At 50.9% G+C, this 12,872-nt stretch carries 12 protein-coding genes and 1 pseudogene; 4 read left to right on the top strand and 9 right to left on the bottom strand.

Going from position 1 to position 12,872, the window contains the following annotated elements:
- A pseudogene (locus AC5OW4_RS11890) lies at nt 1–274 on the bottom strand (hypothetical protein); the annotation flags it as partial.
- A gap of 40 nt (nt 275–314) precedes the next feature.
- On the bottom strand, nt 315–821 hold the full coding sequence (locus tag AC5OW4_RS11885) for a hypothetical protein (protein WP_072685042.1): 507 nt from the start codon (nt 819–821) through the stop codon (nt 315–317).
- Nucleotides 822–1,741: 920 nt separating this feature from the next.
- On the opposite strand from AC5OW4_RS11885, the gene AC5OW4_RS11880 reads away from it, so the two are divergent.
- The gene (locus AC5OW4_RS11880) at nt 1,742–2,221 is read left to right on the top strand and encodes a hypothetical protein (protein WP_072685041.1); all 480 of its coding nucleotides are present in this window, start codon (nt 1,742–1,744) and stop codon (nt 2,219–2,221) included.
- Nucleotides 2,222–2,310: 89 nt separating this feature from the next.
- Here the strand turns inward: AC5OW4_RS11880 and AC5OW4_RS11875 are convergent, their stop codons facing one another.
- The gene (locus tag AC5OW4_RS11875; RefSeq protein WP_493677003.1) at nt 2,311–3,072 is read right to left on the bottom strand and encodes an HAD hydrolase family protein; all 762 of its coding nucleotides are present in this window, start codon (nt 3,070–3,072) and stop codon (nt 2,311–2,313) included.
- 207 nt (nt 3,073–3,279) lie between these two features.
- A complete protein-coding gene (locus tag AC5OW4_RS11870) occupies nt 3,280–3,762 on the bottom strand; it encodes a PTS sugar transporter subunit IIB (RefSeq protein ID WP_072685039.1) in 483 nt (160 codons plus the stop codon).
- A gap of 333 nt (nt 3,763–4,095) precedes the next feature.
- Here AC5OW4_RS11870 and AC5OW4_RS11865 point away from each other — a divergent pair, with 333 nt between their 5' ends.
- Genes AC5OW4_RS11865 through AC5OW4_RS11855 form a run of 3 tightly spaced genes read left to right on the top strand, consistent with a single transcriptional unit; the run spans nt 4,096 to nt 6,007 of the window.
- Nucleotides 4,096–4,905 (top strand): endonuclease/exonuclease/phosphatase family protein, encoded by an 810-nt coding sequence (locus AC5OW4_RS11865; RefSeq protein WP_493677002.1) that lies wholly within the window; start codon nt 4,096–4,098, stop codon nt 4,903–4,905.
- 8 nt (nt 4,906–4,913) lie between these two features.
- Entirely contained in the window at nt 4,914–5,444 is a 531-nt protein-coding gene (locus AC5OW4_RS11860) for a chromate transporter (protein ID WP_493677000.1), read from the top strand.
- Nucleotides 5,441–6,007: a chromate transporter gene (locus tag AC5OW4_RS11855; protein ID WP_072685037.1), complete on the top strand. Its 567-nt coding sequence runs from the start codon at nt 5,441–5,443 to the stop codon at nt 6,005–6,007. The genes AC5OW4_RS11860 and AC5OW4_RS11855 overlap by 4 nt, the downstream gene beginning before the upstream one ends.
- Nucleotides 6,008–6,142: 135 nt before the next feature.
- Here the strand turns inward: AC5OW4_RS11855 and AC5OW4_RS11850 are convergent, their stop codons facing one another.
- The 5 genes from AC5OW4_RS11850 to AC5OW4_RS11830 all read right to left on the bottom strand — a co-directional run bounded on the left by AC5OW4_RS11850 (nt 6,143) and on the right by AC5OW4_RS11830 (nt 12,546).
- Complete coding sequence (locus tag AC5OW4_RS11850; protein WP_072685036.1) at nt 6,143–7,765, bottom strand: flavodoxin family protein; 1,623 nt, start codon at nt 7,763–7,765, stop codon at nt 6,143–6,145.
- Nucleotides 7,746–8,315 carry a PadR family transcriptional regulator gene (locus AC5OW4_RS11845; protein WP_072685035.1) on the bottom strand — a complete coding sequence of 190 codons (570 nt, stop codon included), beginning with the start codon at nt 8,313–8,315 and terminating at the stop codon, nt 7,746–7,748. Before AC5OW4_RS11845 ends, AC5OW4_RS11850 begins: the two co-directional genes overlap by 20 nt.
- Before the next feature lie 464 nt (nt 8,316–8,779).
- Nucleotides 8,780–10,522, bottom strand: a complete 1,743-nt coding sequence (gene aspS / locus AC5OW4_RS11840) for an aspartate--tRNA ligase (protein ID WP_072685034.1) — start codon at nt 10,520–10,522, stop codon at nt 8,780–8,782.
- Entirely contained in the window at nt 10,519–11,811 is a 1,293-nt protein-coding gene (hisS, locus tag AC5OW4_RS11835; RefSeq protein ID WP_072685033.1) for a histidine--tRNA ligase, read from the bottom strand. Before hisS ends, aspS begins: the two co-directional genes overlap by 4 nt.
- A 384-nt stretch (nt 11,812–12,195) precedes the next feature.
- Nucleotides 12,196–12,546 (bottom strand): hypothetical protein, encoded by a 351-nt coding sequence (locus tag AC5OW4_RS11830; protein ID WP_493676999.1) that lies wholly within the window; start codon nt 12,544–12,546, stop codon nt 12,196–12,198.
- Nucleotides 12,547–12,872: the final 326 nt, after the last annotated feature.

The following is a 12,872-nucleotide window of genomic DNA, read 5'->3' as shown; positions in this document are numbered from 1 at the left end:
CGTTGCCATCCAGCGGAAAATAGCGGATCGGATTGCCGAAATCGTGATTGAGCGTGTCGTAATGCGCGACGAAGATCGTCTTCGCCTTGCCGACGTTGCCGATCATCAAATTCATCCCCCTGGTTCTTTTTTTCTTTCCGATCGCCCCGCGCACGGAATAGCCCAGCGCCTGGAAATCCTTGCCGATCTCGTTGCAGAAGAAATTCTTCTCCTTGCGGGTAAACCGGCGGCCGATCGTCAGACCATATTTAATAATCAAATCATCAATATTCATAATAACCTCCAGCGAACGCGCTTGCGCGAGCGTCCGTTTATTACTTTCTGCCCCACTTCTTTGGCCACTTGAATGGCGAGTTCTTCATCTTCGCTTGCTGCTGCCGATGCGCTTCCTTATCCGGAATAAACTTATTAAAGCAATGCACCAGTTTCGTACTGCTGTACGCGTTGATGAATACAAATTCTTCTTCACTGACGCGAATCACCAGCATATCCATGCCGGCCTTGCCCTGGCGGAACACCCATTCCTGTACCTCATCCCAGCGCACCATCTGACAAAACTCCTCGTCGCCCCGGGTATAAACCACAAAATAATCAGGATAGGCTTCCAGCACGGTGTAATCCGGCGTTTTCCATAAAACCAGCAGTGCCACAATGATCAGAATGGCGCCTACAATCCAGACAAACTGCGCGGCGATCATCAAAATTCCGACCAGAATGCAGACGATGATCGAAACATACGGCTTGATATTAATCGAAACGACCGGCTTCCCCGACTGCGGCAAATCGGCGATCCGACACAGTTTCGCTCTCATTTCTTCCATGTTCTTCACCTCTTGCGTTTCATTATAACAAAATTCCCTGTATTCGTCATTCAAAATTCGACCAGAATCCAAAAGCGCTGCTGAAACCGCATGCCCCTTCGTAAAAAAACAATGGGACTGTTCAAGACACTTGAACTTGGAAAAGCCGCTGCGGAATCGGGTTCTAAGCAGCGTCACCGATCAGAAACAGCGAGATCAGGCTCTCTGTCAATTCTGATTCAACGTTGCCATTTGTTTATTTTATACGGTTCAGAAACGGAAAAATTCCGGCTCTAACCACCGCTGAACAAGCCGAACTTAATTCGTCTGTCCTTTCCTTTTCATTTCGCTTTATGGAACCCGGCCATGTCCTTCTCCATTATTGAAATCTGTGATGTCCGACCTTTTTCAACATTCAAAAAGAATACACGCAAAATTGAAGCTTATTTCGAAAGAGAACGTTAAGCATCCCATAAACGTTCTTTTCACTTTGCGGATAATGGTTCATCATTTTCCCATGGGGGAGTTATTTCCCCTTTTATACAATATCAATCATGCAGGATTTTGTTGAGCCGCGGATATCCGCTGGGGTAGAATGACTTTTATTTTTTCCAAGTCAGTTCAAGCGGACAATAGAATCAAAGCGATGCGGGTTTGTGAAGCGGAAACCGAGGGAAAACCTGAGAAACTGTTGCTCAACGTATTTCAAGCGGTGACGACACCCAGAACAGCACGTCTTGAAAACCCTCGAGACTATCTCAGATTCATGACAGCCTTCAAATCAGCGGCCAGCCTTCAACTGATCCGGTTTTCTTTCCCTCCCTCTTCCCACGAATCATAACCGATGCGCGACAATTCTGCATTTTTCCTCGTTTTTTCCTGGATTTTTGTTATAATGGAAAGGAAAAACAGAAAGCAATAAATTGAGGAGTGAGAAAAGCATGTGGATTGTAGCGTTTATAACCGTGGTGGCGGTGTTGATCTTCGCCTCGCGAATGAAAGAATTAAAGGACGCGCGCGAAGCGATCGCCGCGGCGGGGGGAATCAGTTCCAAATATCAGTGCATGGATTTTTCCAAAGGGCCGAAAATCGCCTATATCGTCCTGTCGATTCTGGGCGTACTTTCCGGAATTTACGGGTATACCATTCAGGATTACACGACCGTCGCGCTGGGCGTTCTGATCTTCTTTTTGTTTCTGGCGGAATTCTTCATGGCCAACATCCAGTACAAGTTCTATTACAGCAACAGCGCCTTTATCAACCGCGGCAAAGTCGTGCGATATAAAAGCATCAAGGACTTTGAAAAGAAAAAGATGCCGATGGCCTTCGTTACCGTCATCACCTACAGCGGCGATAAGCATTTAGTTCCGCCCAAGGCTTTGACCATCATCAAAGAACAAATGCAGAAAAAAGAGAAATAAACAGAAAATCCGCAGATCCGCGGATTTTTTTATTTGACAGCCTTTCTCTTCCGACGCTTTCTTCCCGGATGATGCGCTGAAATGAGAATTTATTGGCGCATCAAAATCGCAACCGCCTCAGCCAGCGAATTCACTACGATCTGCGCTTCCTGTTTCACTGCGGCGGGGGAGGAATGAAACGTAAAGCTTGGCGACGTCGTCCGCAATAGCGGAATATCATTATAGGAATCGCCGATGCCGGCTATCGTATCCAACGCCAAATGGGACTTCAGGATTTCAATGCCTTTCCCCTTGGAACAACCGCGCGGGGCGACGTCGATCCATTCCTCATTTTGAAATGCAGCAAGCGAGGGAAACTGCGTATTGATCTTCATCGCGATCTGCCGGGCGTAATCGTCGGTTTTGGCATACAAGGATAATCCGTAAATATCACTGGGCAACTCACTTAAGCGGGTAAAGATCCGGTAAGGAATCGCGGTTAAAATCGACGCTGACGCCGGAATCTGACCGTCCGGCAGCCGTTGGCAATACGTGCCTTCGCAGGTCTGATAGTAAAAATCCAGCTTTGAGTCAAACATCCGCCCAACCTGAACAGCGGTGTCATGATCAATACAGGCTTTATAAATTATTCTTCCTTTATCGTCCAGAATCAGCGCTCCGCTGCTCAGAATCATGAAATCACAGCGCAAAACGCCGCGAATCGGCTCGGTTACCCCGGGCAGCGGCCGGCCGGTGCACAAACCGAAGCGGTGTCCCTGCCCTTGGAACGCCCGAATCTGCCGCAGATCCTCAGGCTTGAACGTCCCTTTGAAGAATAATGTCCCGTCAAAATCACTCGCCAAAACTTTCATTTCTTCCCACTCCTCTATCCGCCTGAGCGATGCTCAGACGTCCTCTGTTTACATTATACAGATCCAGCCCTGACTGTCAAAGTCCTGCGTTGTATCCTGGAGCCTTCTGAAAATGTCCGAACAAACAAAAAAAGAACAGCCGCCCCGGCGATCGCTCGTCCCGAAACGCGACTGTTCTTCCTGATTTTAATTTACAGTTTTACCTGATTAAAGGTCTTTGATCAGCGGCATGAAGTCGATTTTTTCTTCTGTCGGAACCATCTGCGCTGTAAACTTGACGCCTCTGTCATTCAGCTCTCTGAATGCAGCGACATCTTCCGGCGTAACGCTGACCGAACGCTTGATCTGCGTTGAACCGTGCTTGTTGGACATGTTGCCGACGTTGACAACCGGGAACATATAACCGGCATCCGCAACCTGCTTAATCGTCTTCGGGCCTTTCAGAACGATGAAGATCCGATCCGTCGGATAAGCTTCGCTTTTCAGTCTTTCCGCTGCTTTTTCAGCCGGCAGAATCGACAGTTTAACCGTTGAAGGGCAAGCCATCTTCAGCGCGATCTTCTGAATTTCATCTTTTGCTGCCATATCATCAATAACCATGATACGCGTAGCGTTTAACGTATTCGTCCAGACAGCTGCAACCTGACCGTGGATCAATCTTTCGTCAATACGAACATTTACAATTTCCATAAGTGTAATTCCTCCCTTTGTAAGCGTTTAATTTGACTATTCACATTTTAGCGTAATTCCAGAGTCGTGTCAATATTTCCATTTGGACACTCCCCGCGCTTTGTCTAAATGTTATTTCGGTTAAAACCTGAAAAACGCGCTCAACGGAGGTGATAGAAGACATTTTGCGCAGGATTAAGCGCTTACAATTCGATCAGAAATTTTCTTCAGCTATAAATTTTTTTGGTTAGCGCCTGTGAACTTTTTGTGAAACTCTTTCAGAAACAATCTTTCATCCCTTTTGCTTTGTAAATCGCGGCAAACTTGAGTATAATGAAAAACGGCGGTGATGAAATGACCTGTTTAAAGGTAATGACCTTCAATTTAAAAAATGACATGTTCTTTACACGGAAGAATCTGCGCTGGGATACCCGCCGGCAGTATGTCCGCAATCTGATCGCTTCCACCTCGCCGGATATCATCGGCGTCCAGGAATTAAGCGACGTGATGCGCGAACAGCTGCAGGCGCTTTTACCGCAATACCAGTTCGTCGGTCAGGCGCGCAATCGCCGGCGGCAGTTCATGAACGAACATTCCGATATTTTGTTTCTGAAAGATCGCTTTGAACTGCTTGGGGAAAAAACGTTCTGGCTGTCAAAACAGCCGGATCAAGCCGGCAGCCGGACCTGGACGAGCGTTTTTCCGCGGATCTGCACGATGGCGCAGCTGAAAGATTTGGAAACTGAACAAGTCTTCCGCGTTTTCAACACCCATCTGGATCATTTGCTGGCCTACACCCGGACCTTTGAAATCCGCACGATTATTGATGAAATGCAGCGGCTTCAAGAGGAAACAGCCTGTCCGTTAATCCTGATGGGCGATCTGAACACCACGATGTCCAGCCGCTCGCTGCAGCTTCTGATCATGCCGGAAAATCGGCTGCGGCTCAAACCGGTCTATGATTCCTCGGCAGCGTTCAACACACTGCATTATGGCAAGGGCCGGTTAAAGGAAGATCGCCTGCCGATCGACTATATTTATGTCAGCGAGGATTTCGACGTTCGCTCAACACGGACCATTACCACCTGTTTCAACGGATTATATCCATCCGATCACTATCCGGTCATTTGTCACCTGGTTAAGAAAGGAAATGCAGAATCATGAGGGATTATTTGGAATTATTCGCAACCTTCAGCAAGCTGGGGCTGTTCACCTTCGGCGGCGGCTATGCGATGCTTCCGCTTTTGGAATCGGAAATCGTCGAGAAGAAAAAATGGGCGACCTACGATGAAATCACCAATTATTACGCGGTCGGTCAATGCACGCCGGGCATCATTGCGGTCAACGTTTCGACCTTTATCGGCTATTATCAAAAAGGCGTGCTGGGAGCGCTGGTATCGACCTTCGGCTTCGTCTTCCCGTCGCTGGTCATCATTATCATCATCGCGGCGTTCATCCAGAACTTTGCGAGCCTGGCGATTGTCCAGCATGCTTTGGCGGGTTTGCGCGTCGGCGTGTGCGTCCTGGTGCTGACTTCCGTCTACAAGCTGATCAAAAACGGCGTCAAGGACGGCTTCGGCGTCGCGATGTTTATCTTCGCGTTTGTGCTGTCGCTGTTTACCAACATTTCAGTCGTCTTCATCACGCTGGGGGCCGGCTTATTTGGATTCTTAAAATATAAGCTGGGAGGGAAAAAGGCATGAGTTTACTGATTCAGTTATTCCTTGAATTTTTCAAGATCGGTCTGTTCGCTGTCGGCGGCGGTTTAGCCACCATCCCGTTTTTACACCAGCTGGCGGAAAAATACACATGGTTTACCGTAGAGACGTTGGTCGACATGATTGCGATCTCGGAATCAACGCCGGGTGCGATGGGCGTCAACATGGCGACCTACACCGGCTTTACCACCGCCGGCATTCCCGGTTCGCTGGTTGCGACGCTGGGACTGGTGCTGCCGAGCATCGTCATTATCATCATCATCGCGCATTTCTTAAAGCAGTTCAGCGACAGTCCGGTCGTCAAGGCGATCTTCACAGGGCTGAAACCAGCGGTCGCCGCGCTGATCCTGTGCGCCGCGCTGAATCTGGTCAACGTTTCCGTCATCAATCTGAGCGCCTTTCAGGCATCCGGCAGTCTGATCGATCTGTTTCCGTTAAAAAATATTATTCTGTTCGCCGTGCTGTTATTCTTAACGACGAAAATCAAAAAGCATCCGATCGTCTGGATTGCCCTGTCGGCAGCGGTCGGCGTCCTGCTTCAGTTCTGATCTGTACGCTCCCCGCTTTGGGGAGTTTTTTATTGGCCGCAGCCACGCCCGGAAGACAAACTTCATATTCATTTTCCCAGCGCAATTTCAGATACTTTTGCGATGCGCAAAAGCGCCCAATCAAAAACCCGCATTCTAACCGCGGGCAATTTTAGCTGGATAGGCTTTCTCAAACCAGAGCGTAAACAAGCCCAGAAGTAGCGGGCAGAGCGTGTTGATCAGCGCCGCCAGTTCTGGAACCGCACTGCGCATGATCACATATGTTCCTCCCGCGCTCGCCGCGTAAAGCAAGCCCCAGGCCAGCGTCAGGATCAGATTGGTCCGCATGAATACAGGATTCTGATACGCCGCATCGCCATGATATTTTTCCTTGGAATAATGCGCGCTTAACGGTATCGGCGTCAGGCAGGAGAGCAGCCATAACAAACCGAACGCCAGATAAGAAAGCGGGATAAGCCAGCGCAGATCAGCGCCCTGCAGCGCCGCCAGAGCGAAGGCCGCGACCAACAGGCCGGTAAATCCGTCATAGATCGTCAGCGTCCATTTTTTGCCAGCCAGCGCCAGTCCCGCCGCCGTCATAATCGCGGCGCTGGCGCCCAGCGAAGCGGAAAATGGCAGAAACATCCACAAGCAGCACCAAGGCAGGATCAACAGAAGCATGTTGGTCCTTTTCTTCCCTTTTTCCAAATCTGAGGGAATGGAATTCCCCGGGCCGCTAAAATAGCGGTCCCAGTCCATCAACAGAGCCAGCTCGCCCCGCGTTTTGTAACGGCCTTCCATCATCGCCTGCTCGCCCCGCAGTTCGCCGCGAGCAATCGCCTGCCAGACCTCTAACGGCGTTTCCACGCGCGTCGTATAGGGCTTCGTTCCCAATGGACAGAGTTCGCAGGTCTTGCCCAGCGTCAGCTGATAGCCGGTCTGCACGTCCGTATAGAAAATCTCAAATACCCGTTCTTTTCCATCAAACGCCGCCGGATTATACAGCGCCGCCATCTGGCGGGTAAACTGCTCAGCCTGGCGGACTTTTGTCTTCTGCGGATCGTTCTGTTCCTTTGGATTCTGGATATTCCAGCTGGCATTCGCCAGACTGATAAACGTTTCTTCCGGCAGCAGCGGCTCGCTTAAGCGCCGCAGCGTGCTGTCGGACAGCGTTTTGGTCCGGGCGTATTCCCGCCCGGCCTGCGTAACCTGAATCAGATACGCCGAGGTCTGCCGGCGCAGCTCGGGATGAGCGAACAGCTCGCCTTGGGGACATAGTATTTTAAGACTGGTACCGAAGGCCAGATCAAACTGCCGGATCAGCGCTTCGTAATTGTTCTCAATCGTCGTAAAGCCGCAGGTAGAGATCAGGATTGATTTCATCGGGGCATTCTGATCACGCCGGGGATGAACCGGGCGTCCGTCCGCATCCCTTTCCATCCAGGGCAGATTCAGCGGCAGACAGCGGTCAAGCAGCGTTTTCACCGGTCCCGGCATGCCGAAATAGTATAATGGGAAACTCCACAGGATCAGATCGGCTGACCGCATTTCTTCCAGCACCTCCGCCATCGCATCCGGGATAACACATGTGCCCGGCGTCGCAGTCCAGCAGCGGAAGCATCCCCGGCACGGGCTTAAGTTCAGCTCATTGATCATCCTTGTTTTAACGATCAGCGGACTTTCCAGCTCCTGCCGCAGCCCCTCAAGAAACGCCTGTGTCAGCTGAAACGTATTGCTGGCAGCGCCGCGGGGACTGCCGTTAAGCGTCAGAATTTTCATTTTCAATCTCCTTCAGCCGCGCGATGCAGCGGTCAATCCAGTCTTGGCACATCTGCGTATAGGCCCGGCCGAAATCAGCGGTCATTTCCCAAACCACCGCGTCCGAAGGCGACTGGGTCAGCACCTGATACTGTTCGATCAAACCGGCGACAGATTCCATCTCTCTCTGGCGAACTTCGTAGACCTGCGCTAACCGCTCAAGCATTTCCCGGTTTTCGTGGGGCGAACGGCGGCCGGAAAAGAAGATCCGCAGCAGTACCTCGCTGCGTGTCGGCATCATTTCCGTACTCAGATCGCTCGCTAACCAGCGGTCCAGTTCAGCTTTGCCCTGAGCCGTGATCGCATACACCCGTTTGTCCGGTTTGCCCGTCTGGACTTCAATCCGGGAATGAAGCAATCCTTCCGCTTCCAGCTGGTTCAGCTCACGGTAGATCTGACTGGTCTGCGCCTGCCAGAAAAACGACAGGGAATCGTTGAACGCTTTCGCCAGCTCATAGCCGGTCATCTCGCCATAATTCAATAATCCAAGCAAGCCTTGTTTCAGCGCCATCCGGTAACCCTCCTCCGTTCATATTCCACAAGTAGAATATCATCCTTTACCTGAAATGTAAAGGAGGAGAACTCCGATCGGCGCAGGCAGAATTCTCTAGGCTTGGAAAGGACAGGCAGCTCTTGAAATCACCCGGCTTCCAAGCGGATGTCCGCCCTCTGAATCCTTCTTATCAGCCACTCCTGCTCTGGCCGGACTCCCAATCAGCACGCAAAAAAAGCCTTCGTCGGAAGGCTTTCTTTGTGACCTAAAGGGTTGATATGATTCCCGGTTATAAGCCAGGTGGGTACCCTGTTCAGATTTTTAGGATCCCCTGATAAATCAGAGTTTTCGACACCAAACTGAAACGTCCGGATTCCCATATATCAAGTGTTGGAAATATATGTGTTCCCTTTAGGCATTAGTATTATAGCACGCATTTTTTTAATTATGAATGCTTGACATTTGGAAACTTATAGAAAGTTTTATTTTTCGAGCGCGATGTGCAGTTCTTTCAGCTGTTTTTCATCCACGGTGTTCGGCGCCTCGCTCATCAGATCCGACGCGCTGGCTGTTTTCGGGAACGCCACGACGTCGCGGATGTTGTCGGTACCGGCCAGAATCATAACCAGACGTTCCAGACCGATGCCTACGCCGCCGTGCGGCGGCGTGCCGTAACGGAAGGCGTCAATGAAGAAACCGAATTTTTCGCGGGCTTCCTCCATCGACATGCCGATCGCCTCGAAGACCTTCTCCTGGACATGTTGATCATGAATCCGGATCGAGCCGCTCAGCAGCTCGTAGCCGTTGAGCACCAGGTCATACGCCCGGGAATAACAGTTTTCCGGATCGCTCATCAGCTTGTCGACATCTTCCAGATTCGGGCTGGTAAACGGATGATGCGCGGCGACATAGCGCTGTTCTTCCTCGCTGTATTCAAACATCGGGAAGTTGGTGACCCACAGGAAATTGTAACGGCTCTCGTCGATCAGATTCAGCTGCCGTCCCAGTTTCACACGCAGCGCACCCAGCGCCGTCTGAGCCACCTTCGCTTTATCCGCGATCATAAAGATCAGATCGTTGTCCTTTAAGCCCAGCGTTTCGATCAAAGCGTTCTTTTCTTCCGGCTTGAGCACCTTGGCGACGGATCCGCTCAATTCACCTTGGCTCATTTTCAGCCAGGCCAGCGCCTTTGCCCCGTAAATTTTGACAAATTCCTGAAGCTTGTCGATATCCTTGCGGGAGAACTGATCCGCGGCCTGAGCAGCGACGATTGCACCGACCATCCCCTTCGGCTGTTCCAGGACATTTTTAAAGACCGTGAACTCCGTATCCTTAAATACCACGTTTAAGTTCTGAATTTCCATGTCAAAGCGGGTGTCCGGTTTATCCGAGCCATACCGCGCCATGCATTCGTTATACGTTAAGCGCGGGAATGCGTCCAGTTCGACGTTTTTCAGATTGCGGAAGATTTCCTTCATCAAACCTTCGACAACCGTCCAGACCTGTTCCTCGTCGACAAAACTCATCTCGATGTCGATCTGCGTGAATTCCGGCTGGCGGTCGGCGCGCAGATCCTCGTCGCGGAAGCAGCGGGCGATCTGGAAATACTTTTCAATTCCTCCGACCATCAGCAGCTGCTTGTAAATCTGCGGCGATTGGGGCAGGGCGAAAAACTTGCCCTTAAAAATCCGCGACGGCACGAGATAATCGCGGGCGCCTTCCGGCGTCGATTTGCACAGGATCGGCGTTTCAACTTCAATAAAACCCTGATCGGACAAATAATTACGCGTCAGCATCGTGACCTTGTGACGCAGGATCAGATTGTTCTGGATCGGCGCACGGCGCAGATCGAGATAACGGTATTTCAGGCGCGTGTCTTCCAGCGCGTCGGTTTCCTCGGCAATGATCATCGGGGTGGTTTCCGCCGTGTTGACGATGTTCACGTTTTCGGCATAGATTTCAATCTCTCCGGTCGCCATCTTCGGATTTTTATCCTGGCGTTCGACAACCTTGCCCTCGACCTGCAGGATATATTCGTTGCGGACGTCCTTAACCTGCTCGGCCAGTTTTTCATCCACGGTAATCTGAACGATACCGCTGCGGTCGCGCAGGTCGATAAAGACCAGCGCGCCCAGATTACGCCGGCGGGCAACCCAGCCGACGACCGTAACGTGTTCTCCGGCGTTGGCTAAGCGCAGTTCGCCGTTATTGTGAGTCCGTTTCATGCTTCTTCTTCTCCTTCTGCCTGAAAATAAGCGTCCAGCGTCGCGATCAGCTCATCCTGATCAATCGTAATCTGACGCTGTTGTTCAATAAATTTAACATTGACCTGATGGTTGGCGGCTTCGCTTTCACCGGCGATGACCGCAACCCGGGCCTTGCGCCGGTCCACCGATTTGAATTGAGCTTTCAGCGACCGGGGCTGGATGTTGAATTCCGTGTGATAGCCCGCGGCGCGACATTCGGTTGCCAGCGCCAGCGGCAGCGTTCCGACGTTGCCCAGCGCCATGACGTAGACGTCCAGACTGGCTTCTTCGCCCAGCTCAACCTGTTCCGCCTCCGCCAGGATCATTAAGCGTTCCAGACCCATCGCAAAGCCGACGCCCGACATTTCCGGACCGCCGAAATACTCGACCAGTCCATCGTAGCGGCCGCCCGCGAAGACGGTTGCCTGCGAGCCGGATTCCGGATGCGTGGAAACGACCTCAAACACCGTGTGGGTGTAGTAGTCCAGGCCGCGCACCAGCTTGTCGTCAATTTCATAAGGGATTTCCAACGCGTCCAGCGCGGCGAGCACCTGATCGAAGTATGCCTTCGACTCCGGCGTCAGATACTGCTGCAGCGACGGCACGTTCTGCATGCTTGGATGTTCGTTATCGACCTTGCAGTCCAGAAGCCGCAGCGGATTTTGTTCATAGCGGCGCTGGCAGTCTGCGCACAGCTCACCGACGCTGTCCTTGAAGTGCTCGCGCAGCGCGCCCCGGTAGGCTGCCCGGCTTTCATCGTCGCCCAGCGTGTTGATCAACACCTTGACCTGACTTAAGCCCAGCGCTTTGACGATGCTGTAACCCAACGCGATCACCTCGGCGTCGATCAGCGGGCTTTTCATGCCGATGTTTTCGATGCCGAACTGGTTGAACTGGCGGTAACGGCCCTTCTGCGGCCGTTCATAACGGAACATTTCGCCCATGTAGTAGAGCTTGGCCGGCATTTCCAGCCGCCCGTACATCTTGTGCTGCACGAAGCTGCGGACAACCCCGGCCGTGCCTTCCGGTCTGAGCGTCAGCGAATCCTCGCCATGCACAGAGAACGTATACATTTCCTTATTGACCATGTCGGAGCTGTCGTTTTCCCGTTTGAAAACCCGCGTGTCCTCGAAGACCGGCGTGCGGATTTCCTCATACCCGTAAACGTCGCAGAGGTTGCGGATCAAATCTTCAACCTTCTGCCACTTGCGCGTCGCTTCCGGAAGTAAATCCTGCGTGCCGCGCGGAGTCTGGTAATTCTCCATCATCAATTCCTCCTTTTTCTATTTTCAAGTTCCTTGCCTTGGGATGCCGATCCACAAAAAAAGCGCCCTGTCTAAGGACGCTTTGACTGCGTGGTACCACCTTAGTTCACGGATTGCTCCATGCCCTCTTTCCGATAACGCCGGAAATTCGTCGGCAGCTACTGCTGGTTCCCTGCCGCTTCTTGCAAGTGTCAGTCGCCGGGGGGTGATAAAGGAAGCTTTCAGCCACTGTCTTCCCTCTCTGACTTATCCCGTTCCAGGTTCCTCTTGGTCCTTGAATTTATCCCTAGTTTAGCACGATTTCACGCTTTGCACAAGGGTAAAATCCGCTTTCCCGCGGCTTTGTGGAATCGTATTCTTTTCATTCTGAATGCGGCGTTTTGGCGATCAGTCCTGATGCGTTGATTCGCTGTCCTTCTGGCGGCTATCGTTTGTTTCCTTTTGAATGTAAGTTGTTTTTTCCTTGCCTTCTTTTTTACCAAAATATGCGATAACACAAGCGCCGATCAACATACAAATACCATATTTCGTCAACAGATCAAGCTGAAAAAAATAATGATGCATTAAAACAAGACAACTCAAGCTGAGCAAAGACTCAAAACCGGCAATCCAGCAGCATTCATGGATAACTGCTTCCTCGGAGTATTTAGCACTGAAATATATTTCTTCAACAAAACAAATAACGAACATCGGGACGGAAAACGTCAGCGCGTACAACAGAACGCGGATCGGATCCAAAAGCAGAAACAGCTCCCTTTCATTGATACACAGTTGAAGCAGCCCCGGCAGAAATAAACCCAAAATTAATGCCATCAAACTTAAAATACTTTCAGGATTTTTCAAGACCAAATTTTTAATATCCTGATAAATTCCAAACAACATGATCACCCCTTTGTTTCATTGTATCTTATTCCTTATCTAAAACGCAATCATGAATTCATGATCAACGCTGCGCGCTCTACTTACTTCTTTCCTTTTTCTTACAATTTCTTTTCATCTCTGGCGTTTTATTTCAGCCTTTTGTATTATAGGCTTACGAATTGAAGGAGGAAGATCGGAAGAGC

Source organism: Holdemania sp. (assembly GCF_986127675.1).
This window is presented reverse-complemented; position numbering and strand designations above follow the sequence as displayed.

Bases quoted from the DNA above. Each gene is read 5' to 3' on its own strand.
- AC5OW4_RS11880 (WP_072685041.1), top strand. From the start codon at position 1,742: ATGTGGATTGTAGCGTTTATAACCGTGGTGGCGGTGTTGATCTTCGCC.
- AC5OW4_RS11855 (WP_072685037.1), top strand. From the start codon at position 5,441: ATGAGTTTACTGATTCAGTTATTCCTTGAATTTTTCAAGATCGGTCTG.
- AC5OW4_RS11870 (WP_072685039.1), bottom strand. From the start codon at position 3,762: ATGGAAATTGTAAATGTTCGTATTGACGAAAGATTGATCCACGGTCAG.
- aspS (WP_072685034.1), bottom strand. From the start codon at position 10,522: ATGAAACGGACTCACAATAACGGCGAACTGCGCTTAGCCAACGCCGGA.
- AC5OW4_RS11845 (WP_072685035.1), bottom strand. From the start codon at position 8,315: ATGGCGCTGAAACAAGGCTTGCTTGGATTATTGAATTATGGCGAGATG.
- AC5OW4_RS11875 (WP_493677003.1), bottom strand. From the start codon at position 3,072: ATGAAAGTTTTGGCGAGTGATTTTGACGGGACATTATTCTTCAAAGGG.
- hisS (WP_072685033.1), bottom strand. From the start codon at position 11,811: ATGATGGAGAATTACCAGACTCCGCGCGGCACGCAGGATTTACTTCCG.
- AC5OW4_RS11865 (WP_493677002.1), top strand. From the start codon at position 4,096: ATGACCTGTTTAAAGGTAATGACCTTCAATTTAAAAAATGACATGTTC.
- AC5OW4_RS11885 (WP_072685042.1), bottom strand. From the start codon at position 821: ATGGAAGAAATGAGAGCGAAACTGTGTCGGATCGCCGATTTGCCGCAG.
- AC5OW4_RS11850 (WP_072685036.1), bottom strand. From the start codon at position 7,765: ATGAAAATTCTGACGCTTAACGGCAGTCCCCGCGGCGCTGCCAGCAAT.